This window comes from Chitinophaga sp. OAE865 (genome assembly GCF_040546735.1).
In the GTDB taxonomy this organism is placed as follows: Bacteria; Bacteroidota; Bacteroidia; order Chitinophagales; family Chitinophagaceae; genus Chitinophaga; species Chitinophaga polysaccharea_A.
The window spans coordinates 945,231-971,224 of sequence record NZ_JBEPOF010000001.1 but is presented as its reverse complement, the minus strand read 5'-3'; the positions used below and the strand labels follow the sequence as shown (position 1 = coordinate 971,224).

23 protein-coding genes and 3 tRNA genes are annotated in these 25,994 nt (G+C 45.6%); 14 read left to right on the top strand and 12 right to left on the bottom strand.

The annotated features are described in order from the left end of the window. Positions 1 to 72 precede the first annotated feature (72 nt). From ABIE50_RS04150 to ABIE50_RS04140, 3 genes are read left to right on the top strand one after another with little or no spacing between them, the layout of a single operon-like run. Positions 73 to 462 (top strand): GxxExxY protein, encoded by a 390-nt coding sequence (locus ABIE50_RS04150; protein WP_209855526.1) that lies wholly within the window; start codon positions 73 to 75, stop codon positions 460 to 462. Next, complete coding sequence (locus ABIE50_RS04145; RefSeq protein ID WP_209855528.1) at positions 459 to 1,547, top strand: carbohydrate-binding family 9-like protein; 1,089 nt, start codon at positions 459 to 461, stop codon at positions 1,545 to 1,547. Before ABIE50_RS04150 ends, ABIE50_RS04145 begins: the two co-directional genes overlap by 4 nt. 5 nt (positions 1,548 to 1,552) lie before the next feature. Beyond that, positions 1,553 to 2,644, top strand: coding sequence for a family 10 glycosylhydrolase (locus ABIE50_RS04140; protein WP_209855530.1), 1,092 nt, complete (start codon positions 1,553 to 1,555; stop codon positions 2,642 to 2,644). A 134-nt stretch (positions 2,645 to 2,778) separates the two neighbouring features. On the opposite strand, the gene ABIE50_RS04135 is transcribed toward ABIE50_RS04140, so the two are convergent. Further along, positions 2,779 to 5,067: a GH92 family glycosyl hydrolase gene (locus ABIE50_RS04135; RefSeq protein ID WP_209855532.1), complete on the bottom strand. Its 2,289-nt coding sequence runs from the start codon at positions 5,065 to 5,067 to the stop codon at positions 2,779 to 2,781. Positions 5,068 to 5,130: 63 nt separating this feature from the next. After that, positions 5,131 to 6,342: a glycosyltransferase family 87 protein gene (locus ABIE50_RS04130; RefSeq protein WP_209855535.1), complete on the bottom strand. Its 1,212-nt coding sequence runs from the start codon at positions 6,340 to 6,342 to the stop codon at positions 5,131 to 5,133. Positions 6,343 to 6,888: 546 nt separating this feature from the next. On the opposite strand from ABIE50_RS04130, the gene ABIE50_RS04125 reads away from it, so the two are divergent. After that, positions 6,889 to 8,736 (top strand): ABC transporter ATP-binding protein, encoded by a 1,848-nt coding sequence (locus ABIE50_RS04125; RefSeq protein WP_354027870.1) that lies wholly within the window; start codon positions 6,889 to 6,891, stop codon positions 8,734 to 8,736. 163 nt (positions 8,737 to 8,899) lie between these two features. On the opposite strand, the gene ABIE50_RS04120 is transcribed toward ABIE50_RS04125, so the two are convergent. Both ABIE50_RS04120 and ABIE50_RS04115 read right to left on the bottom strand, forming a co-directional pair. Beyond that, complete coding sequence (locus tag ABIE50_RS04120; protein ID WP_209855537.1) at positions 8,900 to 9,271, bottom strand: hypothetical protein; 372 nt, start codon at positions 9,269 to 9,271, stop codon at positions 8,900 to 8,902. Next, positions 9,261 to 9,638, bottom strand: coding sequence for an RNA polymerase sigma factor (locus ABIE50_RS04115; protein ID WP_209855539.1), 378 nt, complete (start codon positions 9,636 to 9,638; stop codon positions 9,261 to 9,263). The genes ABIE50_RS04120 and ABIE50_RS04115 overlap by 11 nt, the downstream gene beginning before the upstream one ends. A 253-nt stretch (positions 9,639 to 9,891) precedes the next feature. On the opposite strand from ABIE50_RS04115, the gene ABIE50_RS04110 reads away from it, so the two are divergent. Then, entirely contained in the window at positions 9,892 to 10,626 is a 735-nt protein-coding gene (locus tag ABIE50_RS04110) for an HNH endonuclease (protein WP_209855541.1), read from the top strand. A 9-nt stretch (positions 10,627 to 10,635) separates the two neighbouring features. On the opposite strand, the gene ABIE50_RS04105 is transcribed toward ABIE50_RS04110, so the two are convergent. Continuing rightward, positions 10,636 to 11,364 (bottom strand): hypothetical protein, encoded by a 729-nt coding sequence (locus ABIE50_RS04105; protein ID WP_209855544.1) that lies wholly within the window; start codon positions 11,362 to 11,364, stop codon positions 10,636 to 10,638. Between the two features lie 8 nt (positions 11,365 to 11,372). Next, the gene (locus tag ABIE50_RS04100) at positions 11,373 to 11,630 is read right to left on the bottom strand and encodes a helix-turn-helix transcriptional regulator (RefSeq protein WP_354027869.1); all 258 of its coding nucleotides are present in this window, start codon (positions 11,628 to 11,630) and stop codon (positions 11,373 to 11,375) included. 117 nt (positions 11,631 to 11,747) lie between these two features. Between ABIE50_RS04100 and ABIE50_RS04095 the strand changes: the two genes are divergently transcribed. Next, a complete protein-coding gene (locus tag ABIE50_RS04095; RefSeq protein WP_209855546.1) occupies positions 11,748 to 12,038 on the top strand; it encodes a hypothetical protein in 291 nt (96 codons plus the stop codon). 204 nt (positions 12,039 to 12,242) lie between these two features. Here the strand turns inward: ABIE50_RS04095 and ABIE50_RS04090 are convergent, their stop codons facing one another. The 3 genes from ABIE50_RS04090 to ABIE50_RS04080 form a co-directional block, all read right to left on the bottom strand. Then, positions 12,243 to 12,518, bottom strand: a complete 276-nt coding sequence (locus tag ABIE50_RS04090; protein ID WP_142684372.1) for a hypothetical protein — start codon at positions 12,516 to 12,518, stop codon at positions 12,243 to 12,245. 137 nt (positions 12,519 to 12,655) lie between these two features. Then, the gene (locus ABIE50_RS04085; protein WP_209855548.1) at positions 12,656 to 12,958 is read right to left on the bottom strand and encodes a winged helix-turn-helix domain-containing protein; all 303 of its coding nucleotides are present in this window, start codon (positions 12,956 to 12,958) and stop codon (positions 12,656 to 12,658) included. Further along, positions 12,943 to 13,338, bottom strand: coding sequence for a response regulator (locus ABIE50_RS04080; RefSeq protein ID WP_209855550.1), 396 nt, complete (start codon positions 13,336 to 13,338; stop codon positions 12,943 to 12,945). Before ABIE50_RS04080 ends, ABIE50_RS04085 begins: the two co-directional genes overlap by 16 nt. A gap of 889 nt (positions 13,339 to 14,227) precedes the next feature. Here ABIE50_RS04080 and ABIE50_RS04075 point away from each other — a divergent pair. From ABIE50_RS04075 to ABIE50_RS04065, 3 genes are all read left to right on the top strand, one after another. Further along, positions 14,228 to 14,299 (top strand) — tRNA-Ile (locus ABIE50_RS04075). Positions 14,300 to 14,307: 8 nt separating this feature from the next. Further along, positions 14,308 to 14,380 (top strand) — tRNA-Gln (locus ABIE50_RS04070). A gap of 96 nt (positions 14,381 to 14,476) precedes the next feature. Further along, positions 14,477 to 14,551: transfer RNA gene (locus ABIE50_RS04065), tRNA-Phe, on the top strand. Between the two features lie 288 nt (positions 14,552 to 14,839). On the opposite strand, the gene ABIE50_RS04060 is transcribed toward ABIE50_RS04065, so the two are convergent. Beyond that, positions 14,840 to 15,019 carry a hypothetical protein gene (locus ABIE50_RS04060; RefSeq protein ID WP_209855553.1) on the bottom strand — a complete coding sequence of 60 codons (180 nt, stop codon included), beginning with the start codon at positions 15,017 to 15,019 and terminating at the stop codon, positions 14,840 to 14,842. Between the two features lie 20 nt (positions 15,020 to 15,039). Here ABIE50_RS04060 and ABIE50_RS04055 point away from each other — a divergent pair, with 20 nt between their 5' ends. Further along, positions 15,040 to 16,134 carry a slipin family protein gene (locus ABIE50_RS04055; protein WP_209855555.1) on the top strand — a complete coding sequence of 365 codons (1,095 nt, stop codon included), beginning with the start codon at positions 15,040 to 15,042 and terminating at the stop codon, positions 16,132 to 16,134. Between the two features lie 65 nt (positions 16,135 to 16,199). After that, positions 16,200 to 16,409, top strand: a complete 210-nt coding sequence (locus tag ABIE50_RS04050) for a YwbE family protein (protein ID WP_209855557.1) — start codon at positions 16,200 to 16,202, stop codon at positions 16,407 to 16,409. Here ABIE50_RS04050 and pth2 read toward each other — a convergent pair. Both pth2 and ABIE50_RS04040 read right to left on the bottom strand, forming a co-directional pair. Next, the gene (pth2, locus tag ABIE50_RS04045; RefSeq protein ID WP_209855559.1) at positions 16,406 to 16,801 is read right to left on the bottom strand and encodes an aminoacyl-tRNA hydrolase; all 396 of its coding nucleotides are present in this window, start codon (positions 16,799 to 16,801) and stop codon (positions 16,406 to 16,408) included. The genes ABIE50_RS04050 and pth2 overlap by 4 nt on opposite strands. 39 nt (positions 16,802 to 16,840) lie before the next feature. Continuing rightward, positions 16,841 to 17,395 carry a hypothetical protein gene (locus tag ABIE50_RS04040; protein ID WP_209855561.1) on the bottom strand — a complete coding sequence of 185 codons (555 nt, stop codon included), beginning with the start codon at positions 17,393 to 17,395 and terminating at the stop codon, positions 16,841 to 16,843. 95 nt (positions 17,396 to 17,490) lie between these two features. On the opposite strand from ABIE50_RS04040, the gene recD reads away from it, so the two are divergent. The 3 genes from recD to recB are packed head-to-tail and all read left to right on the top strand — an operon-like array spanning position 17,491 to position 25,962. Then, positions 17,491 to 19,296 (top strand): exodeoxyribonuclease V subunit alpha, encoded by a 1,806-nt coding sequence (gene recD, locus ABIE50_RS04035; RefSeq protein ID WP_354027868.1) that lies wholly within the window; start codon positions 17,491 to 17,493, stop codon positions 19,294 to 19,296. A 16-nt stretch (positions 19,297 to 19,312) separates the two neighbouring features. Continuing rightward, complete coding sequence (gene recC, locus ABIE50_RS04030; protein ID WP_354027867.1) at positions 19,313 to 22,549, top strand: exodeoxyribonuclease V subunit gamma; 3,237 nt, start codon at positions 19,313 to 19,315, stop codon at positions 22,547 to 22,549. Continuing rightward, positions 22,546 to 25,962: an exodeoxyribonuclease V subunit beta gene (gene recB / locus ABIE50_RS04025; RefSeq protein WP_209855564.1), complete on the top strand. Its 3,417-nt coding sequence runs from the start codon at positions 22,546 to 22,548 to the stop codon at positions 25,960 to 25,962. The genes recC and recB overlap by 4 nt, the downstream gene beginning before the upstream one ends. Positions 25,963 to 25,994: the final 32 nt, after the last annotated feature.

The window sequence follows — 25,994 nt, the reverse complement described above, 5'->3', positions numbered from 1 at the left end:
TCCGGCTCTTTGTTTTAATTATTAGAATGAGCTAAATTAGAGCCATTGTTTGTTTAACCTAATATATAATGTATGATTAATCCTCATTATAAGCATTCCGAGCTTACCGGAAAGATTATTGGTTGTGCGATGCAAGTACATCGCATACTTGGATCAGGATTCCAGGAAGTAATTTACCAACGGGCATTAGCCATTGAAATGAGTGAAAATCAAATTCATTTTGTGAGAGAAAAAGAGATTCCTTTATATTATAAAGGACAACATGTAGGAGGCAGAAGGGCCGATTTCATTGTAGAAGACGTTGTGGCTGTAGAGCTAAAGGCCTTAACAGTAACAGAACAAGTCCATTTATCCCAGATTAAAAGCTATCTCGAAGCATATAATGTAGAAACCGGATTACTTATTAACTTTGGCCGGCCAAGCCTCGACTTTAGAAGATTAATCAACGGAAACTATAAATGAAAAATTTTTCTTTCAATACACAAAAAAAAATCAGTGTAATCAGCGTAATCAGTTTAATCCTGAGTCAGACAATTTCCGCGCAAAGCGCGAAGCCGTTCAAAGGAACACCCCGGCATTACGTATGCCAGGAAACGAAAGATAAGGTGGTAATCGATGGCAAATTGGAAGAAGCCGCCTGGCAGCAAACCCCATGGACCAACGATTTCCAGGACATTGAAGGCGATGCAAAACCAGCGCCCGCACTGCGTGCCAGGGTAAAAATGATGTGGGACCAGCAATATCTTTATATTGCAGCCACCCTGCAGGAACCTCATATATGGGGAACACTGACAGATCATGACGCCATCATTTTCCGGGATAACGATTTTGAAGTGTTTATAGATCCCGATGGAGATACCCACCAATATTACGAAATAGAGATCAATGCTTTAAATACCGTGATGGATCTATTTATGGGCAAGCCGTACCGCAATATGGGAGAGGCATTGATAAACTGGGATACCAAAGGAATTATTACCGCGGTGCATATCAACGGTACTATCAATAACCCATCGGATACGGATAAAGAATGGACAGTGGAAATGGCCATACCTTTCAGTGCGCTCAGTTTCTTCAGCAGGGATCAGCGGCCACAGGAAAACAGCCTTTGGCGGATCAATTTTTCCCGGGTGGAATGGGATACCGATATTAAGAACGGAAAGTATGTAAAACTGAAGCGACCGGAACACAACTGGGTATGGTCGCCACAGGGTATTGTGAATATGCATGCACCGGAACGGTGGGGGTACCTGCTGTTTACAAGCAAGGCCAATACTACTTTTCAATTACCCCCAACGGAGGAAGCCCGCCAATACCTCTGGCAGATATACAGCGCACAACTGGAGTACAGGCAAGCCAATGGGCGATATGCCAGCAGTTTAAAAGCGCTGAAGATTCCTGAAAAACAAACAGGAGCTAACGGTGAGGTATATACGCTAAAAATGGAAGGTATTTCGCTGCAATATAATGCCAGCGTTACCGGAAGCAATTTTAGCGGTTCTGTAAATATCAACCAGGAAGGTAAAGTATATAACAATAGAAAATAACGGGTATGGACAAACGTCTTTTTATAAAATCGTTGGGCATCGGTGGATTGGCATTGGTAAAACCACCATTGCCGGCCAGTGCCGCTGCAGTTGCTGAAAAAGCAGCACCCACACTGGAAAAAAATGCCGTGCAGCACCGGGTATGGATTAACCCGGATCATAAAGATACTGCAACCGTTCTGCAATCAAGGTATGCCGCTTACAGCAAGTCAGGCATCACTGATATTATGTTTGAGGAAGACAGTCCCCTACATTTTAAAATGGCCAAAGCCAATGGCATCAAGGCTCACCGCTGGATGTGGACCATGAACAGGGGAGAGAAAGATCTGCTGGCCAGTCACCCGGAATGGTATGCACAAAACCGCAAAGGCGAATCCTGTGCCAACCATCCTCCCTATGTGGATTACTATCGCTGGTTATGCCCCAGCAAACCGGAAGTGGTGAATTATCTGAAGAACCAGGTGGAAAAAATCCTTTCATTGGATTATGTAGATGGCATTCACCTCGACTACGTACGTTTCTGTGATGTGATATTACCGGTGAATCTCTGGAGTAACTATGGCATTGACCAGTCGAAAGAATTACCCGAATATGATTTCTGTTATTGCGGGCAATGCCGTAATGCATATAAAGAAAAAAGCGGCGTAGATCCGCTGCAGATGGAGCATCCGGACCAAAGCCCTTCCTGGCGTAAATTCCGCTACGACCGGATTACCAACGTAGTGAGCAACCTCGCTGAGGTGGCCAGGCAGCATAAAAAGCCTATTTCAGCAGCCGTGTTTCCCACACCTGAAATTGCTAAACGTATTGTTCGCCAGGACTGGACCAACTGGCCGCTGAACGCTGTTTGCCCGATGATCTATCACGGTTTTTATAAGGAAAATGTAAGCTGGATCGGAGATGCCGTAGCAGAAGGCGTGAAAGGATTACACGGGGCATTCCCATTGTATGCCGGCTTGTATCTTCCTGACTTCCATGGCAATTACACTGATCTTGGCGAAGCTGTGAAACTGGCCATAGAAAATGGAGCAGCAGGCGTTTCCATCTTTGGTGAAGTAACCCCGGAAGTGTTGCGGGTGCTGGGAGAAAATGCTTAGTACATTTGTAAAAAGTCTTGGGGAGATAAAAGCAATTACCTGCCTCTATCTCCCCAAGCTATTTTCAAATCATTTCAAAATCAAATCAGCGTAATCAGCATAATCATCATAATCCTGAGTCAGACAACATCCGCTTAAAGCGCATTCGACGGCCTGTCAGCAACAGCTTTACCAAAATTGAGATTTGGTTTGCTACCCATTTTCACCACCAGCGTTCCACCCTTCACCACGTCCTGATGGGTAATGAAACTTTTCGTATATGGCTTACCGTTAAGCGTAGCGCTTTGGATGTAGATATTTTCTGCGCTGTTATCAATAGCCTGAACAGTGAAGGTTTTACCTGCACCGAGTTTAATCGATGCCTTGTTGAACAGCGGGCTGCCTAATACATACACGCCGCTGGCGGAGTTTTCGGGATAGAAGCCAAGCGAGGAGAATACGTACCAGGAAGACATAGCCCCACAATCTTCATTACCAGCAAGACCTTCCGGCTGATCAAAGTAGAACTCTTTCATTACCTGTCTTACTTTCTCTGCGGTTTTCCATTGATAGCCGGAGAAAGCGTACATATAGGTAACGTGATGACTCGGTTCATTACCATGCGCATACATACCAATAAGACCGGAGATATCGCTGGAGGCTTCGGCTCCCATATCGCCTTTTGCAGTAAAGAGGCTATCGAGCTTACGGGTAAATGCATCGTCGCCACCCATCAGCTGGATCAGGCCTTCCACATCCTGTGGCACCAGCCAGGTGTATTGCCAGCCGTTGCCTTCCGTGAAATCACCTTTTTCATGGATGGAGTTAAACGGATCGTAAGGTGTTTTGAAGCTGCCATCGCTCATGCGCGGACGCACAAAGCGGATAGTGCTGTCGAAATAGTTACGGTAATAAGCCGCGCGTTTTTTATAGTATTCGAAATCGGCTGTTTTGCCCAGTTTCTTTGCCATGGCTGCAATACACCAATCGTCGATAGCATATTCCATTGCTTTGGAAACGGATTCATATTCCTTATCTGCGGGGATATAACCCAATTCCTTTACGTATTTCAGCCCGAGGTCGTCGCGGTTGGCGGTTACTTTCATGGCTTCGAATGCTTCTTCTGCGTTGAATCCTTTAAATCCCTTCAGGTATGCATCCACAATAGGAGGCACTGCATGGTAGCCCACCATACAGTTGGTTTCGTTGCCCATCAGCGGCCATACCGGTAATTTTCCCTGTTGTTTATGAATGGCCAGCATTGAGTTCACAAAGCTGTTCACCTTTTCAGGATGCAGGATGGTAGCGAGTGGAGCGCAGGAGCGATAGATATCCCAGAGAGAAAATACGGAGTAGTTATCGAATCCGGGATTGGAATATACTTTTTTATCAGTGCCGCGGTAGCTGCCGTCATGGTCGTTAAACAGGGCAGGATCGATCATGGTATGATACATGGCCGTATAAAATACGCGGCGGGCGGCTTCATCTTTTGTTTCAATACTTACCTTAGACAATTCCTTGTCCCATTTGGCATTGGCACTGTTGATGGTTTTGATAAAATCCCAGCCTGGAATTTCAGCTTTGATATTAACCAGGGCATTTTCGCTGCTCACCGGGGAGATGCCTACTTTCAGCATCACCTGTCCGGGCGATTTGTCGAATACGATCACGCCCTTTGCTTCTTTCGATTTTACTTCTTTCCCGTTTTGTTTATTATCTCCGTCAAATACCTGGAATTGCTTTACAGGTACATTGGATTTAATGGCAAACCAAAGACGCTGGTCTACCGCCCATCCTTTGGAGTAGCGGTAGCCTTCAAGTGTATATTCATCTACCTGGCGGATAAATGTTTCTACCGGCGCATCCCATCCTATACCTTCTTTGAGGTCGATGATGATGTTAGCCTGCTGATCTTTTGGAAAGGTGTATTTATGAAAAGCCACTCTTTCTGAAGCGGTTATTTCAGCTTTGATGTTGTAATCGTCCAGCTGAACTGCATAGTAGCCGGGGCGTGCGGTTTCCCGGTCGTGTGAATAGTGGGAGCCGTATCCTGAAGTTGGATTCTCCTGTGTGCCGCGGTTGGTTCTCACATTGCCGGTGTAAGGCATAATAAGTACATCTCCGAGGTCGCCGATACCGGTTCCGCTGAGGTGCATCTGGGAGAAGCCTATTAATACGCTGTCTGAATAGTGATATCCTGAGCACCAATCCCAACCTTTTACAATATTGGTAGGGCCGGCTTGTACTGCGCCGTAAGGAACGCTGGCACCCACAAATACGTGCCCATGCCCGCCGGAGCCGATATAAGGATCTACTGAAGCAACTGATTTACTTTCAACAAAGCCTGGCAATGGTGCTGATTTTCTCTGTGCATTTGCCTGGATGCCGTGAAACAGCATCGCAGATAACGCAAATGCGCTACCTATCTTGAATCCCGTGTTCATAATCAAAAACCTTTAATAATCCGGCAATTTACGCCCGGATTATTACTTTTTCAGTTAATTTTTTCACAATACGGCGGCAGGCTCCAATTCCTTTACCGGCACGGGGGAAACATCTTTTTTCAGCAAATATTTCCGGGTGTAAATATCATAGGCGATCATGAGCCACAAAACCAGGCAGGGAAAGGCTTTCACTGCATATGGCATCGCTATGTTCCTCCTTACCCAGGGAGTTACTACATCTGAATGGGAAAAGCTGATCAGGACAATGGCGAAAAACATAAATATGTTGTTCCACCTGGTATATGGCTGCATTACATACCAGATACATACTGCAGGTATGGCAATGATATAGGTAGGTGATTCCGAGCTGGTGCTGAACAATACGGGGAACATCAGCGTAGAACAAAGTATGTACAGGCGGTAGCGGGAGTTATAACGGTCGCTCAACCGGGTATACTGTAACAGGAAAAGCACTATTGCGGGAATGAGTACCACGTTATTACTCAGTCCTGGCAAATGAAATACCCTTTTAATAAAGCCTCCGGCAGATATATCCTGGAACAGGATATTGGCTCCTTCATTCAGTTCATTTTTGTGCACCAGTGCGGCATACCAATCGAAGTAGCATTGAATAATATATTGGGGGGAAGAGATGATCATGGGCAGTGCAAACATTACTGCGCCCCATAAAAACAAGCTGCCGATAAAGCGTTTGGGATTGGGGCTGAAAAAGAAAAAGGCCAATCCTACGATGCCGTAAAATTTTGTAAGGGTTCCCAAAACAATAAAGAAGGCCGCCCAAAGCTCTTTTCCTTTAATAATATGGGTAAAGGTGAGGATAATAAAAGCGCCGATGAACTGGTTCATCTGGAACCAGCTGGCGGCGCCCATCAGCTCCATTGAGCACAGTAACAGGATGATATTCTGCTGCATACGCGTGAGCGGCAGCTGCCGGATAGCGTAAAACAAAACGGCTGAGCCGGAGAGTGACCAGAGTATCGCTCCCAGGCTGGTATCCAGCCCTGCAAACGGGGCAATGACAATACTGAATACCGGGCCATAAAGATTCACATCATAATAATCGGCCGGGTAGGGGATGTATAGCGGCTGCTGGTGTATGACGTGAAAAAATACGTCTTTAAATATGAGATAATTATTGATGTTATGCCGGGAAATCTCCAGGATGGCGCCAATAAAGGATAATCCAAACCATAAGCTTATGATCAGCCATTCCTTTTCTGCCAGGTAATTCAGCACTGTTCTTTTTTCACGCATATCGATAAATGCTAATTAATATAAAGCTCCAATACGCTGGTATAACGCGGCTATGTGGCGTATCCCTCTATGCCATGATGGGAACTGCCGGTGTGCCGGCAGTTAGAGTAAAATAACCGGGATCTCTCGGCTGTGCTAATTACATTGAAAACCGGCAGATACACGAAGAAGGGCTATCCGAAACCAGGAGGTAGGTCTGCAAAAATTGGTACATATGTGCATTGAGATACAACAGCCTCCCGGAGACTGGGCAGCCAGGGCTGATTACATAAAGGCAGCAAAACCCGCACATATAAACCGGCGATACTATACCGCCCGGTCACTGCAGCATAGCCGCAGCTTTAATTCTCCGTTGCCGCCCATTGTTTGGATTGTTCATTCACCGCGTACACAACGCCGGCAACGATCACACAACAAGCTACCAGTAAGGAAACGATCAGTAATAACATAGCATTCCGGTTTATTCACATGAAAATCAAAAATAACAAAATCCTTTTACACAATGCGCCTATACGTTCAGCAAGGCAATTTTCGTAAATTACCTTCATGAGCGCAATGGCAAATCCCCGGAAAAAACGTTCGGGCAAAGATGAAAAATTAACCTTCAAAGAGCGGCTGGCCGCTCTTCGTAATTTACCGGCATTTTTCCGGATGGTATGGCAAACCAGCCCGGGGCTGGCCATAGCCAACACAGTACTGAGAGTAGCCCAGGCCACCATGCCGTTATCATTATTGTATGTGGGCAAGCTGATCATTGACCAGGTAGTACATCTCACCAAAGATCCGGGGCACTCTACTACGTGGTTGTGGCAACTGGTAGCGATGGAATTCGGCCTGGCAATAATATCTGACGCGCTGAGTCGCGCTATTTCACTGCTGGATGGACTTTTGGGCGATCTGTTTGCCAATCACACCTCTGTAAAAATCATGGAACATGCCGCCAAACTGGACCTCGACCAGTTTGAAGATGCAGAATTCTATGATAAACTGGAACGCGCCCGGCAACAAACCAGCGGCAGAACGGTATTGCTGGCACAGGTGCTGAGCCAGGTGCAGGATATTATTACGATTGTTTTTCTTGCAGCAGGGTTGGTGTTATTCAACCCATGGCTTATATTATTACTGTTGCTGGCAGTGATCCCGGCCTTCCTGAATGAGTCGCACTTCAACGACCTGTATTACAAACTGGCCTGGGGCCAAACATCCGACAGGCGTGAACTGGATTATATCCGCTATCTCGGCGCCAGTGATGAAACCGCGAAAGAAGTGAAAGTGTTTGATCTTTCCAATTTCCTGGTGGACCGTTTTAAGTTCATCTCCAATAAATTTTATACTGATAAAAAAGCGCTGCAGATCCGGGATTCCATCTGGGGTACCGTTTTCGCTATAGTAGGTGCAGCCGGATATTATGCCGCTTATGTGATCATTATCCTGCAAACGATCCACGGGCATCTCAGTATCGGCGACCTGGCTTTTCTTGCGGGATCTTTCCGGCAGTTACGCACTACCTTCCAGGGCATCCTTATCCGGTTTTCCAGCGTTACACAGGGCGCTCTTTACCTGCGCGATTTGTTTGAGTTTTTTGAGATACAGCCTAAAATGGTTCCCGTGCTTCATCCGCGGGCATTTCCACGGCCTATTCAACAGGGATTTACTTTCGAGGATGTGGGTTTTAAATATCTTAATTCCGATAAATGGGCCATCAGGCATCTTAACTTCACGCTTCATCCCGGTGAAAAATTAGCGCTGGTAGGGGAGAATGGCGCCGGTAAAACCACGCTTGTGAAACTATTGTCACGCCTCTACGATCCGGTAGAAGGCCGTATCCTGCTCGACGGCATTGATCTCCGGGAATACGATCTGAGGGAATTGCGTACGCAGGTAGGCGTTATATTCCAGGACTACCAGCGTTACCAGATGACGGTTTCGCAAAACATTGCCGTAGGCAACATTACCCAAAGCAATAACCTCCCGATGATTGAAGATGCTGCCAGGCAAAGTCTTGCCTCTCCGCTTATAGAGAAAATGCCGCTCGGCTACGACCAGATGCTGGGCCGGCGTTTTAACCAGGGCATAGAGCTTTCCGGTGGCGAGTGGCAGAAGATAGCGCTGGCAAGGGCCTACATGAAAGATGCCCAATTGCTGATACTGGACGAGCCTACTTCTGCCCTGGATGCGCGGGCAGAATACAATGTATTTCTCCGTTTCGCGGATCTTACCCGCGATAAGACCGCGGTATTGATATCGCACCGGTTTTCTACAGTACGCATGGCTAACCGTATCCTGGTACTGGAACGTGGTACCCTTATTGAAATAGGAAGTCATGAAGAATTGCTTGCCCGCAAAGGGCGGTATGCCGAATTATTTGAGCTGCAGGCGGCCGGATATAAATAAAGTGCATGTATTAAATAAACGAGGGCGAGGAGCTTCACCTAAGCGACCACCGGCCTTCATCAGGTAACCAAATAAAAAAGGACGTATCTAATTTTGATACACCCTTCTATAAAAATCTATGGCGGAAAGAAGAGGTAATCCCTCTTTCCTTATCTGACGCGGCTCAGCGGCTGATACCCCTATTATCTGTTTTTTTATCTGCCGGCGGTGCCTCGCGGAGATAGCACCATTTTAAGGTAATGGCCAGCAGTAACATGATCAGTGTAGCAACAACACCCGCCCAGGGAACCTGTTTCTTTTCCTTACGTGCAGCTTCAATCTTTTTCCAGGCCCGCTGCGGATGGAACTTGCTTATCTGTCGCAATTCTTCTTTTAAGGTAGCTTCCTTTGTCAGCTCCGCAAATAACAACCGGTTCTCTTCGCTGGCAGCTATCCATACCTCTAACTCCTCACTCTCTTCAGCTGAAAGCGTGTTTTCCCAGTACTTTACTATTAGCCGGGCTCCGTATTGATATGACTCCAGATCATTCTGCAATGGAAAGGAAAAAATTTAATACGAGAAAAGTTTCCGGTTTTAATCGCCAATGTAATAATTCCAATGCACGCATTTTTTGTGTTTTCACCCAGCTTAGCGGCATTGCCATTTCTGCTGCGATCTCTTCGTTCTTCAGCTCTTCCACATAACTCAGCTTGAAAACTTTACTACAGCCTTCCGGCAGCGCTGCGATAGCCCGGTTTATTTCCCCGCCTACCTCTGCCTTTATAACGGCTGTTTTAACAGCTGCAGTATGTTGGTTGCAGGCATTCAGCACTTCTTTATACAGGTAAGTTTTAATTGCGGGAAAATCATCTTCTTCCTGCTCATAATTTACGAACACGTTTTGAACGATATCCTCCGCCATGGCGGGATTAGCAATTAAAAGAGTGGCAAACCGGCAAAGGCGCACGTATAGCAGGTCAAATACTGACTTAAGTTGGAGGTGAGATTGTTTTGGACGGTGCGTGGACATTAAGGTAAAAATAGGGAGAAAAGAGGGGATTAGCAAAGGGGGAATGAGGAATTCTGTATTTATATTTGCGTCTTATAACGATATTATAAATATCATTATAAGAAGAACTTTACCATTTGTGATTTAAGCGTCCATACATTGTACCATGAAAAGCAACCCAAAGTGGCATAGGGATGAAATTATACTTGCACTCGATCTTTATTTTTCTCCAGATAGAGGAAGTGTTGATAGCAAAAATCCGAAGATTATCGCGTTGAGTAATTTATTAAGGAGTCTTCCATTAGATTTAGAGCGTCCCGATCCTATTAAATTTCGAAATGTAAATGGAGTAGCAAGAAAGCTGGCAAATTTCATGTCATTAGATAAGAAAAATTATTCGGGCAAAGGCCTAGAAGGTGCTTCTAAGCTTGATAAATTACTGTTTGAAGAATTCATTGATAAAAAAGCGCAGCTAAAAAAATTAGCTGTAGAAATAACCAAAGCAGTAACAGATCCATTAATAAAGGAAGAGATATTTAAAATTGAAGAAGATGAGCAAACCACCCAAGATAGCGTAGAAGAAGGATCCATCTTATATAAATTACATAAAGTAAGAGAGCGGGCAGCTGCTATCATTAAACTAAAAAAAGAAGCCACCTTAAAAAAGGAAGGAAAATTAATTTGCGAAGTTTGTGGATTTGACTTTCATGTTTCTTATGGAGATATAGGCAAAGGCTTTATTGAATGTCATCATAGAACACCCCTTTCTAGTATAACCGCCTCCACAAAAACAAGCTTAAAAGATCTTGCGCTGGTATGTTCTAATTGTCACAGGATGTTGCATAAGGACATAAATGTATTATCGGTTGAAGGGTTACGAGAAAGAATGATGCGGAGATAGGAACTATCTTCAAGGAAATACACCAATATTCTCCACCACCAAACTATACAGCCGGTCAATGATCATTGTTTTCGCAGCATCAAACCCCGCCTCGTGTATACCAAACTCCACATCATCCGCCACCTTATTGGATATCTCCGACGCCTGCCATCCTTTACACTGCTGGTAAATTTCATCGCTACGCCTTTTTGCCTCGCGCAGGTGATTTGCTACAAACCCCAAACCGGGCAACGTTTCCAGCTGGGCGGTAACTATACCGGGATGGAAGTAAACAGCGCTGCTAAAACCTTCCCAATCTTCATAATTTAAAAAATCATGCAATACCAATAAACAATAAACAGGTGGAGATAAATATGTCAATTCTTCCAAAGGCAGCCAGAATTTCCTTTGAATACTTGATGCTGTCTCAATGCTTTGCACAATCAGCGTTAACGCATCTTCTTTGTTATTCTTCGATCTTTGCAAGATACGTTCAGATAAAGTGAAACGTTCTGCGTTAATACTGGCAATAGTTTGGGGAATATCGTAGTTATGTGTTATTAAATACTTCCTGGCTATATCCGCAGTAACAGCAGTTTTATCAATTATCACCGCAACAAGGTTTGCCTCAAATATAAGCCGGGCCTCATCAACATCCCCATTAGTTTGATTAAGCAGCTGGATACCCTGGCGGATACCGATTGGAATTTGCTGGCGGAGCAGGTGAAGCTGCTCTTTATATGGCAATGGGTTTGACAAATAACGGGTTATTTAGTTTTTCTTAGTACCAGTAAATCTCTTGCCTCTACATCTAAGGCCTGCGCAATTTTAAACAATGTTTCTATGGTTGGTTGCATCTGATTCGTGCACCACTTTGATACAGTATTTCTATTCATTTCCAAAGTTTCCGCCAACCAATTATTTGTTCTGCCTTTTTCAGCGAGCACTGCTTTTATTCTATTGAATACTTGATCTGCCATAACTGCTTTATAAGCATATTTTTCAACAATATAAGCATAAGCCAAATCATTATGACATCATTAAAATCACATAAATAAGCACATTATCATTATTTAAAAGGATCAAAATCACATTTATTATCATAATTTTACTATCTTAGAGCACAATAAAAATCTATTGTTATGCAAACCTCACCGTCATTCTTTCATTACACACATTTATCCGAACAGGAGTCTGTGGATCCTATGCTGGCTATCAGCCGTTTCTGCGAACTATTTCCACCTGCTGCAGCGAGGCAAACGCTTTGGTTGTGGTTATCGGAAACACTGGCTGCGGAGGATACCCAATACGAAGATGCCCAGCACCGGGCCGACCTGCTTTTGCTTTACAATGAACTGCTAAAATTATTGGACGCCAATTACTTGTTAAGTCTAGAAAAGCCTGTAAATAAGGCGTTAATCATACCGCTTTGATTCCACTTCAAATGAGTAGCATTGGCCCCAAAGCAGGTTGTATAGGGGTATGCAGCAGGCTTGCAAACATCGGATCGGGGCGGATGAGAAGATTCGAATGCGGGGTCAATGCTTATTTATCCAGATAAAATACAGTGCAAAAATGCCATAAAAAAGCCCGGCATCCATGCCAGGCCAGCTTCATAAACCCATTTTCTTCAGTGGTTACACAATCTTATACCATGGCAACCCATCACTGCCTTTTGGGTGGTGAATGGAAGGCCTGATACTCGTGTCATTAATTTCAAACCAGTGAAATGAGCTCCGCCCCTGCGGATGATGGATAGTGGGATAGAGCTTATCTTCTCTCACCTCATACCAGGGCAGGGGAGCGGATCCACCGGGATGGTGGACAGTGGCAAAAACATTATTGTCCCTTATTTCATATTCGGCTGATGAACGCACACCATCCGGATGATGCAATGTTCTAAGGAGTTTCATGACTATTAGTTTTGTAGTAGATAAATATGGTTAACGGTTATACTTTGGGTTTACTAAACAGGAAACGAATATAATAAAATATCCCATTAGGATAACAAGGTATTGGAATAAATAATATAGGGATAAACAGAGGATTCCTACGTTACGGGCACAATCAGTTTATATCCCTTACCACGTACATTATGTATCCTTGAACCGAAGTGATCCTGGATAATTCGCCTGATCCTGGATATGTATACATACAATTTGTTTATATCGTGATTATCTTTCCCGAAAACATTATCCATAATAGCTTCTCTGCTGATTAATTTATTTGCATTATCATAAAGGCACTTGTACACTTTCTTAACTTCCGGCGCAACTTTCCGGGGTCTGCCATGAGAGGCATAAAACTCATTAGCTTCGGGATCATAATAGGACGTCTTTATAATTCTTTCCATAAAGCATAATTATTGATATGAATTAAAGAAGTTTGTAATTTTCCTGTCAACTCGCGCAAGTTGAAGGTCTTAGGGAAATAACCATTTGCACCTCCTCTCCCGAACACTTCTGCAGACACCATCGCAATATCTTCTCCCGACAGATAAAATATGGGAATCTGTTTGTCCAGAGTGCGAATACGCTCTCCAAGATCAATTCCATTCAGCCCTGGCATCATAATATCCAATAAACATGAATGAAATCTCATTCCGTTAAAAAGCTGCCATGCCTGCTCCCCGTCAAAGACACTATACACTTCAAAACCCTGTTGCTGAAGTATCTTTTTTACAATGCCCGAAAACAGGACATCGTCCTCAGCATGTAGGATACGATTTTTCATAGTTATATTTACTTGGGTGATAAATCAAAGTTTTACAAACTGATATCGGCTTTATCGTATATGCCTCACATTTATATCGGGACTCTCGCTTCAAAGCAAAAATGGACTTCATAGATTTTATTTTCAGATCTCAAAGGAAATGACTATTCATCATTAAAATGGAAGTCTTAACGGAAAATTTTAATTCTGAAAATCAAAATGAGTTTTAGGTCTAAAAATTTCAAAATCCTTTACCAATAAGAGTAATAAAGGAACTTTTTTGTTAATCCGACGTTAACAAACATTTGATAAAGTTAGCATCCCGAAATATTTATTATAAGCGCACTATTTGTATTTGATTAACAATTGGTATTATTTTATGCCAGTAAATAACACGACTAAACGAATTTCCTTCCCTTGTAAATATCTATCTAACCATCTGCTTATCCACCTTCCACACCTATCCAGAAAATTTTTAAAAAATATTTGGAGATATTAAAAAAATATCCCCACCTTTGCATTAACAAAAAACAACAAACATGTACCGCTCAATTTTTAACATACATTCAAAACACCAGTTTAGCCTGACACCAGGTTATACCAGTGGCGGGGCATGTTATGCTGATGAATAAGTTGAGATAAACGAATTCGATATAACACAGGCCCCGCAATAGATTGCGGGGTTTTTTATTTGCACTTAAAACTGAAAATACGCATGCAAATGCATACACATAAAATACAATTTAACAGCCATCATAGCAAACCATTGCTATCGGTTAACTATGGCTGCCAATTTATTCATCAACGACACCGGCGTCGGCGAACATAAGTAACGCTTATGAATATACGTAGGAACCGGTCGTGCTGAACACCCGGTTTTTTTTATGCCTGCACGGCAACAGGCAAATCCGGTCCGGCAGCTCAATCGTCAGAGCACCTGCCTTATACGCAGCCGGCTATTGTTCAAATCCAATCCGGACTACTCAAAACAGCCCTGTGGCGCAATGGTTAGCGCGTCTGCATTTGGAGCAGAAAGTTATTGGTTCGAATCCAGTCAGGGTTACTAAAATATGGTGCTTGTAGTTCAATGGCAGAATATCCGGCTGTGAACCGGAAGATCAGGGTTCGAACCCCGCCTGCACCCATTGCCAATTAAACAGGATGAATAGCTCCAATGGTAGAGCAGCGGTTTGAAGCACCGCCCGTGCAGGTTCGACTCCTGCTTCATCCACCAGGCAAATGAAAAGCATTTGCTGAAAAGCTTCCTCAACAGGAAGTCGGGAACAACTGTAATTCAGTAACCCAGGCAGGAGTATCACACTACTCCCCAGTGCAGTGGTAGTAACAAACTGTATGCTGTTGCAAAAACAGGGTTCCCGCACACACCATCTATGGGTAAAAGGTTCGAATCCTTTCCGTCCTTGAAAAACGGTAGCTCATCTGGTAGAGCAATAGACAATCTCAGATAGAGATTAAATCAGAAGGACTGAAAATCCTTTAACAAAACAAACAAAGCCAGGGCTTACTGCCCCGCCACTTCATCAAAAGGATGATACCGGCAGGAGAGAAAACACCCCGCAAACAGGGAATACATCAGTTCCTTACCATCACTTAGCACTTCCGCCCTGAGCGATGCGTAATCACTGAGCTGCACCTGTTTCCGTGTTCGCCATCCGGACAGCAGCACTGGCTTTATTATCAACACCCCAAAAATTGAAGAAAATGAAAAGAGTAACCATCAACACCTACGAAAGAGGTTTGGTATTCAGGAACGGCGTATACCAGCGGATGCTGCAGGTAGGCCGCCACTGGCTGATCAACGAAGATGTGACTATCTACGATATCAACAAGCCATTCATTGCACCGGTTGAGCTGAACATCCTCCTGCAGGACGCAGATGTGATGAACGCATTGCAGGTTGTGGAAGTAAAAGAAACCGAAATTGTGCTGCACTATGAAAATGGCTTGCTGAAGCAGGTATTGACTACCGGCCGTTATACGTTCTGGAAAAATATCATCGACAACAAGTTTGTTCGTGCAGATATCTCTAAAATAGCGATCACTGAAAATATAGACCGGTCTACCCTTTGCCACCGGCTGGTAGCGCCTTACGTAAGAACTTTCAGCGTGGAAAATTACGAACAGGCTATCATGCTGGTAGATGGTAAATATGCCATGACCCTGTACACCGGCGTTTACTTCTGGTGGAAGAACAACATCACCATCACCATTAGTAAAGTAGATACCCGCCAGCTGCAGGTGGAAGTGAACGGACAGGAAATCCTGACCAAAGACAAAGCAGCACTGCGGGTGAACGCATGGGCACAGTACCGTGTAACTGATATCAACAAAGCCCTGTTGCAAAACAAGGAATACGAACGGCAGCTGTACGTATTGTTCCAGCTGGCTTTGAGGGAATACATCGCAGCCCTGAACTTCGATGAATTACTGGAAAAGAAAGATACCCTGGCGCCTGCCATCCTGAAGGCCGTCACCGCGAAAGCGGAAGCTCTCGGTACTAGCGTAACCGGCTTCGGTATCCGGGATATCATCCTGCCAGGCGATATAAAGGACATCATGAACCAGGTACTGGTGGCCGAAAAGAAGGCACAAGCCAATATCATCATGCGCCGGGAAGAAACTGCCAGCACCAGGAGCCTGCTGAATACTGCAAAGCTCATGGAAGACAACCCGATGCTGTTTAAGCTGAAGGAAATGGAGTATGTGGAAAAGATCGCGGAGAAGATCAGCAACATCAGTGTAAGCGGAAACGGTATGCTGATAGATCAGCTGCGTCAGATCTTCATCTCCAAATAAAATAGGTGGGTCATATAGTGACCCGCCTTTTTTATTTATACCAATAAAATTTTAGCTTTGCAGCTATGAACGGACAATACAGAAAAGATATTTACCCTGGCCTGGAAGTGGCCATCATCCTGAAAAAAGATCAGCGCAGCGGTAAAAAAACATATGGCATCGTAAAGGATCTGCTCACCTCTGCAGCCTATCATTCCCGCGGTATTAAAGTACGGCTGGAAGACGGACAGGTAGGCAGGGTAGTGGAAACCGATGTGGTAGGTGACGAAGATTAAAGCAACTTCAGATCTTTTGTGATCCGATCTATCTCCTCGTTTAAATTAGGCCCGATGGCACAGCAGGTTTTGGTGGGTACGCCACCAAATTCAGTTAACCCTGAATCTGTGATCAGCGTAGCATTCAGCCCATCTTCCACCGCCTGCCGGTATACCCGCTCCAGGTCTTCTTCAGAATCTACCGACAAACAGATCTTCGTAAATCCCTTTGTCATCCACTCCGATACCTCTTCCGGGTTCCTGATATTGGTTTGCAATATATGCCCACTAATGGTGGCATGCCTCGTCAGAAAGGCTATCGAAGCATGCGCGCCCTGTGCGATCATTTTTCCCTTGCGCATATTCAGATCCTTACGCATCACTATTACCTGCTTAATTATCCTGGAAGACATTTCTCACGGTTTTAGCAGCTAATTTACGAAAACGCGCCGTTACAGGATTATATACCCGAAGTTGATCCGTATACTCGGCTGTACCACATCGGCGTACTCTTTTGGGAAAAAAGTAAGACCAAAGCGGCCTTCAAAACTGAAGCGACGACCCCAGCTGCGCTGCATTCCCCAGGCTGGCGTAAAAAATGCGCTACTGGCGGAATAATAATCTTTGGTGGATATTAGCGGCTGACCCATGTATCCACCGGTAATGCTAAAAAAATTACCAGCGTTGTTGTCTATTCTTCTATTCCTTCCCGCACGATGGGCAATACCATAATACTGCCTGAACTCCGCAGAAAAAACGGGACATGCCAAAAAATCCCATTCATTTCCATAATCACCACTACTCCGGAATAAAAGGCCCATGTCGATCTTTGCCTCCAGGTTAAGCGTTGAATATTTTAACAGCCGCAATTCGTAATTTGCATTCACTCCCAACAGGGATAAATTTGCTTTCAACTGGCCAGGTTTTCTCCAGAATTCTTCCTGGGCGCTGGCATGTAAACAAACAACTAAAAAAACAGTGCAAAGGGTTAGCAATTTCTTAATCATAAAAAACAGTATATAGGTTTTGAATGCCTGCAATATAGCGTTTCAGCAGAAGCAGAAAAAGTTGTACTTTAATCTTTTCAAGTGATAAGGTAAGAATGCGAAACATAGCCACACTCAATGATGTTCACCAACAATTCGCCGAGTATTTTGATATACCGGCGCTAAAACCTTATGCTTACCTGTTATCCAAAAAAGGAAGTGAAGGACATATTTGCATTCATCTCGATAAAATAGCAGAAGAAAAAAATAATCTTCCTGAATCTTATCAAAAAATAGAAACAAGTAATCAAGCCCTGGAAAATATCCCATTGGTAGGTACACGAGGCAACGATAAACAACCTTTTGTGATTTATCAGAATAGATTGTACCTGCAACGCTATTTCCGGTATGAAACAGATTTCCTCCAGCGCATCAGGCAATTCCTCTTAAAAGAGAAAATACAACTACCGGGAAGAATTGCCCTGCTGCAACAACAGCAACCGCTTATCAGTAAGCTGTTTGCCGGCAACAATAACGATCCGGCCGATTGGCAGCTGGCAGCCGCCATCACCGGCGTGCTGAATAATTTTACTATTATCACCGGTGGCCCGGGTACCGGTAAAACCACCACCGTGGCTAAAATACTGGCCATCCTGTTTGCCACTGATCCGGCGTTGAAAGTGGCCCTTGCAGCGCCCACCGGGAAAGCCGCCGCCCGCATGGCGGAAAGTTTGCGTAATACAACCATCGATGTAGACGCGCCTGTCGCCGAAAAGTTCCGCGCGCTGCAACCGGCTACCATTCATCGTTTGCTGAAACCCATCAGCGGCAGCCCCTACTTCAGGCATGATAAAGATAACCCGCTCAATTACGACGTAGTGATCGTGGATGAGTGCTCCATGATTGATGTGGCCCTGTTTGCTAAATTGCTGGATGCCATACACCCGGATACCCGGCTCATTTTGCTGGGCGATAAAGACCAGCTGGCCTCCGTGGAAGCGGGGAGTCTTTTTGGTGACCTCTGCCAGGCACAGGAACACCTGAACCGTTTTACAGATAGCCGCCGGCAACTGATCAATAATTTTATTCCGGAAGAAAGCCGGCAGATCCCTGCATCCGCAACACAAAACGATGATCATCACCCCCTGTTCCAGCACCTCGTGGAACTGAGGCACAGCCATCGCTTCACCGGGGACAAGGGCATCGGTAAATTCAGCTGGGCTATTATCAGCAATAATGTTCCGGTGATCAGTTCTTTTTTTCCGCCTTCGGCAGATGAACAGGTGATCATTGACCCGGAAGCTTCAGAACAATTGTTCGAAGATTTCATTGCCGGCTACGCCAGTTTTATTGCAGAAAAAGATATTGCTGCAGCGCTGAAGCTTCTCAATGCGCAACGTGTGCTCACAGCCGTAAGGGAAGGCCCGCAGGGATTGCGTACTGTAAATAAGAAAATAGAAAAATATTTATTCGATAAAAAGCTGATCACCGCCAATACGGAATTCTATGAAAACCGGCCGGTGATCCTTACCCGTAATTATTATGAACATGGCTTGTTCAATGGCGATACCGGCATCATCCGTGCAGATGAAAACGGGGTGCTCATGGCCTGGTTCGAAGACAGTACCGGCGCATTAAAAGCCGTGCTGCCCGGCTACTTAACCCAGGCGGAAACCGCCTTTGCCATGACCATCCATAAAAGCCAGGGCTCCGAATTCGGGGAAGTACTGGTACTGTTGCCGGATACCACCGATGTTCCCATTCTTACCCGGGAACTGCTGTACACCGCGGTAAGCCGTGCAAAAAATAAAGTGTATGTACAGGGAACGCCGGAAGTAATACTCATGGCGGCAGAACGCTTCGTGGAAAGGGCTTCAGGCATCGCGGCGAGGTTCAAAGAAATGGATGCAGCGGCAAATTAAATCACTTGCTTCGGGAATGGCGGAGTGCAAAAGGATCTATCAATGGCATTGTTTTTTAAAAGTTTCGAACTCACTGAACAGTTTATCATCCGGGCTGGCGCAAAACCTCCGCGATGCAGGCAACAGTGTGTTCCAGCCTCACTATATCATTACCCAAACGGAAGGGATGAACAACTGGCTGAAACTTCAGTTGGCAGATCACCTGGGTATTGCAGCGAATTGCCGCTTCATGAAGCCCAACGACCTGCTGTACCAGTTGTATGTAATCCTGGGTGGACCACATTCAGAAGTGCTCTCACCTCAAAACCTCAGCTGGCTGGTATTTAAACTACTCGGCCAGGAAGAGTTCATTGCCAAATACCCGAAAGTTGCTGCTTACTACACTGCAGCGGAAACAGAAAGCGATCTGAAACGAATGGCCCTGGCAGAAAAAGTAGCCGACCTGTTCGACCAGTACCAGGTGTACCGCCCGGAAATGATCCAGGCATGGACCTTCACCGATACCCCGGAACTGGCCACCGCCGGGTGGCAACACTGGCTATGGGTAAAAGTAAAACAACTTTCCGGCGGCGCCCTTCCGGATAAAACCATCGTAGGAAATTTTATTCTCGATGCCCTGCACAGCAACAGCCAGAAATCAGGACTGGCAGCCCGTATGCCCGTGGTACACCTGTTCGGCCTGTCTATCATCACCGCCTACCACGTGAAGATCCTGCATGAGCTATCGTCTTTTATAGACGTATATTTTCATATCATTAACCCATCGCCGGTGGTGTTCTGGTTCGACGACCGGAACGAAAAACAGATAGCCCGCTGGCGCCAGAAAGGCTTAAAAGATATACAGGACGCCAAAGCCGGCAACGCCCTGCTTACCGGCTGGGGACGGGTTATCCAAGACAGCTTTGGCCTCTTCTTCGCATACGACGCATTTATCAATGCCTACGAAGAAATTGATACCGTGGAACCCGAACCGGATAACCTGCTCCATAAAATACAACACGATATTTTCAACGCCGCAGCCACCACTGCCGACAGGCAGCCAATCACCCTGCATGATGTGCGCGACGGCTCCATCACCATCAACGCCTGCTATACCATAGCCCGTGAAGTAGAAGTGCTTTACAACTACCTGGTGCACCTGGTAGCGCAAAGGAAGGAGGCCTTGTCGCCCCGCGACATCGTAGTAATGGTAAGCGATATAGATGCTTATGCGCCCTATATCAAAGCCGTGTTCAACAATGCGCCTTATGCCTTCCGGTATACGATCGCCGATGAAAGCTATACCGATAACGATAATCTTTTTAATGCCCTGCACGCCATCCTCACCATGAACGAGGAGAATTTCACATCGGAAGCGGTGATGCAGCTGCTCGACTTTTCCTATATCCGCAAACGCTTTAACCTCAACGACCCGGTGCTCATCCGCCGCATCATTGAGGCTGCCAATATCCGCTTTGGCATTAGCGGCAACAAAAAGGAGGAAACCCATTTTGTGAGCTGGCAATACGGTATCCAACGCATTATGTTTGGTATCTGTATGAGTGGGGAAGAAGAATATGGCAGTGGGGAAGACAGCTTTTTCCCGCTGGATATTACCGAAGGCAGCGATGCACATGATGTGATCCGCTTCTGTCATTTTGCAGAAGTGCTTATGTCTTCTATCGCAGACAGGCGGCGCCCACGCAGCATTGTAGAATGGGTAGCCTACACCGAAAGGGTATTGCATAATATGGTGTACGAGCCGGTAGACGATATTGATGAAGACTATAATACGCTCGTAAAGCAACTCACTGCTTATAATGCGCTGAATGAATTTATGAGCGAAAAAGTAACTTTCGAAGTGTTCAGCCACAGCTTCCTGGACACGCTTACCGGCAGCACCCGCGCGGGATTGTTCGTAAATAGCGGCGTTACTTTCTGCTCGCTCATTCCCATGCGCAGTATTCCTTTCAAAGTAGTGGCACTTATGGGCCTCAACTACAATAAATTTCCACGGAAGGAGAATAAATCGAGCTTCAACCTCATGGAAAAAGACCGGCAGAAAGGTGACCGTAATGTAAAAGAAAACGATAAGCACCTGTTCCTCGAAACCCTGCTCTCCGCAAGGGAATACCTGTACATCAGCTATATCGGGAAAGATGCGAAAGACAACACTGATCTTCCGCCATCCGTACTGGTAGATGAATTGGTAGATTATATTGAAGCAGGTACAAATACACCGGAAGCCGTGCGCATCGAACTGATCACCCTGCAGCCACTGCAGAGCTTCAGCAGGAAATATGCCGGTTCAGATCAGCGTCTTTTTTCCTACCTGGGCAATAAGGAAACCGGCCAAAAAAATTATCTCAACGAAAATAAAACTGTTACTCCCTTAACCTTCGAAGAAATTACCCTGGAAGAACTGATCAGTTTTTTTAAAAATCCTTTCAGGGCCTATTACAACAAGGTACTCGGTATCCGCTATAACGACAACCAGCTGCTGCTCAGCGAAACGGAAATTTTTAACCTGAATAAGCTGCAGCAATGGTCGGTGAAAAACGAACTGCTGCCGGCAACCGGCGATAAAAAGAATACGCTGCAAACCACCCTGGTAAAAAAAGGGAAACTGCCGCTTCGCAATATGGCTACCGTTGCCATCCATAAAATGGAAGAAATGGTAATGCCGGTGCGCAGCCTGTATGAAGCAGTTACCAAAGGCGCTGAAGAAAAGCGGATCACAATTGAGTTAATGACAGATGACAGTCTGCTGAAGGGGAACCTACGTGTGTTTGACCAAACCCTGGTGCAGGTATCATGGTCGAAGAAAGAGAGCAAATACCTGGTAGAAGCTTATCTCCGCTACCTGGCCGGGAAAGCGGCGGGGGTAGTAACGGACCTCTGTTTTATTTCAGGCACCAAAAAAGAAGACGCCTTCCAGGCCGCTCCGCTAACGCAGGAAGAAGCATTAAAGCGCTTAACGGAAATTGTAAAAGTGTATAAAAAGGGCTTCAGCAAAATAATATCCTTTTACCCTGATCTTGAGATTACGGAAAAAGATTGGCTGAATATGGATCTGAAAAAATTCAGGGATAAGATATCGGGGATGATAGACCGGCAGGAATCGCCGGACCCTTACCTTGTACAGGTATATGAACAGGGATTTTTTGAGAAAGAAGAGGCGCTGAGCAGCTACCTCGATATTTATGAATTGCTGATACAGCCGCTAACTATCCTGTTACAGGCCTATTTTGAAACACCAGACAAAGAGAAATGATCGATAGCATTACATATAAACAGTTTGATGCGGGTACCGTTCCGCTGGAAGGCAGCAACCTCATTGAGGCCAGCGCCGGCACCGGTAAAACTTATTCCATCGCCATACTGGTACTACGGTTGATACTGGAGCAGAAGCTATCTGTAAAAGAAATATTGATGGTTACCTTTACCCGGGCTGCCGTGGCTGAACTGGAAGAAAGGATACGGCTGTTTATACGCCAGGCCTACAAGGTAAGCCGGGGGCAGGAGATCAGCGACCAGAAGATCATGGACCTGGTTTTCAGCGTTATCGACTTTGATGATCCCCGCCCCGTACAGCAACTGCTGCGCGATGCCATCCTGCTGCTGGATGAAACATCCGTGCTCACCATTCACGGCTTCTGCCAGCAAACCCTGAATGAATATGCCTTTGAAACCAACCAGCTGTTTGGCGCCACCATGGTGCCCGACCTTACGCCGGTTATTGAAAATGAGCTGAATAAATTCTGGCGCAGGAATGTAACCACGCTTCATCCCGACCTGTTGGAACAGATCTGGAACGAGGATATGAAAACTGAACTGTTGAATGTGATCAAAGAACATCTCAGCGGGAAGAAGTTTTTTGGTTATACAGATGATATACCGGATGAGATCAATGAAGCCCTGCAGGAACAATGGATCGGGGAACTACAGCAACTAAAGGCAAAAGAACTGGAAGCCACTGAAAAGCTATATACCGGTATAACAGCTAACAGCGCACATTGGGTAGCCGCCTGCACTGCCAACCGATATACCAAAAGCGAATGGCCGGACCTGGTAGCTGAGCCGGAAGAACTGGTTAAAAAAATAAAAGCCAAACGGGAGAAAGCAAAGTTCATTAGTGCTGTTTTTCCTGAAATTCTGGAAGAAATAGACAAAATAGAGGCATTAACCCAACAACTGGAAGAACATCAGCAACTCATCCGCCGGCAGGTTTACTATGTTGCCATCAAGGAAATCAGTGAACAGGTACGCGCTTTCAAGGAGCGCAGCAACATGCTGGGTTATGATGATCTTATTAACAACCTGCATACTGCCTTGGTGAAAAATAATAACGAAGAGCTGATTGCTTCTTTACAAAATAAATACAAAGCGGTATTTGTGGATGAATTCCAGGATACCGATAAAGAACAGTTCGAAATATTTGACCGGGCCTTTGGCCAGAACACCATCCTGTTCTACATTGGCGACCCCAAGCAAAGTATTTACGCCTGGCGCAAAGCAGATATATTCACCTATTTCAACGCCCGCAATGGCGTACAGCATGTGTACGACATGAATCAGAACTTCCGCTCGTCGGAAAATATGATCCGTGCCATGAACGTGTTCTTTGAGCCAACACCCGGCTTTCCCACTTTTGATTTTACGGGGCAGGGCGATAGCATAGATTACATCCAGGTACACAGCCCGGAGAACAACCGGAAAGGCTATCTCTATAAAGGCAATACGCCCGATGTACCCATTGAGGTGATGGCCTGTGATAAAAAAGAATCCATCTGTAACAGCGTGGCCGCACAAATTGCACAGCTGCTGCTGGATAAGGATTACCGCATTGAAAACAAAGAAGGCTCCCGTTCCATTATTCCGTCGGACATTGGTATACTGGTGCGCACCGGGCAGGAGGGTAGGGACATCAAGCATGCACTGGCTCAACTGGGCATCCCTGCTGTTACCATAGATGAAGCCAAAGTGCTCCGGTCGGCCGAGGCGCAGCAACTGCTGCACTTACTGGAAGCCATGGAGGCGCCGGACCGGTCAACTATCAACCGGGCATTGCTGGGATCATTCACCGGCTACAACAGCAACACCATTCTTCAGCTGGATGACGAAATAATGCTGGAACTATTTGGCAAATACCGCACCCTGTGGCAGCGCGATGGCGCCTATACCGCGCTCATGGAGTTTATTGCGGACTTCAATGTACGCCAGGTATTGCTGGATGGCCATACTGAAAACGGGGAACGTATCATCACCAACCTGTACCAGCTATCAGAACTGGTACACCAGGTGCAGAGCCGTAAAAACCTTTCCATGCGGGATCTCATCTCCTGGCTCAAACGCGGCATTGATGGTATGAACACCGACGGCGACGAATACGCCCAACGCGTGGAAAGCGATGAAGACGCCGTGAATATAGTAACCATCCATAAAAGTAAAGGGCTGGAATATAAAATAGTGATTGCTCCTTTCCTGGATTTTGTGGAGAAGCAAAAAATTGATTTTGTCAGCTTCCGCGATCCTGTCACCGGCGATTACCTGGGCACACAAAAGGCGTTGCTTACAGAAGAACAGCTAAAAGCCTACCAGCAGCAACAGGAGCAGGAAAACCGCCGATTGATTTATGTAGCCATTACCCGTGCTGTGTATAAATGTTACCTGTTTAAAAACTGCCATCATTCTTTCAAGGATTCGTCGCTGTCTGTTTTCCTGAAGGAGCTGGCTGCAGCGCCACCGGATGCTTCGCTGATACAGCTGCAGGGCGTTCTACCGGAAGCGCCCGCAGAAAACTACAGGCAGCAGCTTAACAAAGGCCGGCTGGCTGTAAGCAGGGCGCCGGTATCTTTTCATTTGCAGGAGCAGAACTGGCGGAAAATGAGCTATACCATGCTGGCTGCCAAACCGGAACACCAGCTACGGCTACGTTCCCTACAGCAAACCGACCCTTATGATAATTTCATATTCAATACACTGCGCCGCGGCGCCAAAACGGGTAACCTGCTGCACTTCATCTTTGAAAGTATTAATTTCTCCGATAGCAGCAAGTGGGAGCACTGGCTGGAAGAAGCCATCCGGAAATTTGTGCCCGGGCAACGGGAAATATACCTGGAACGGCTAAACGAAATGCTGCAACATGTAATGTACTCCACTATACATGTTGACGGCGTTAATTTCCAGCTGGCATCTGTAGGGCGGCAGCAACGGTTGGCAGAGTTTGAGTTTGATTTCCCGGTGCCGGTGTTTAAGTCGAACCTGCTCAATAATCTGTCCGACGAACAGGTAAGTGTAAGCGTAAAACGGTTCTCTGAATACAGCAACCAGGAGCTGGAAGGTATCATGAATGGGAAAATAGACCTGTTCTTTGAGCACCAGGGGAAATATTATATCCTCGACTGGAAATCGAATTACCTGGGCAACAGTGTGGCTGATTATGATGCGAACAGCCTGGCTGCAGCGATGAATGAAAACAATTACCATCTTCAGTATTTTATTTATACTGTAGCGGTAAAAAAATACCTGGAAAGCCGCATTCCTGGCTTTAATTATGAGAAACAGTTCGGGGGCGTCATCTACTGCTTTGTGCGCGGGGTGAGGAATGTAAGCGGGCAGGGGATCTTTACCACAAAGCCGGATCTTAAGAAGATCAGGTTACTGGAATCGTTGCTTACGAAATAAGGAAGGAGGCTGTTCAAAATTGAAGTGCCCCA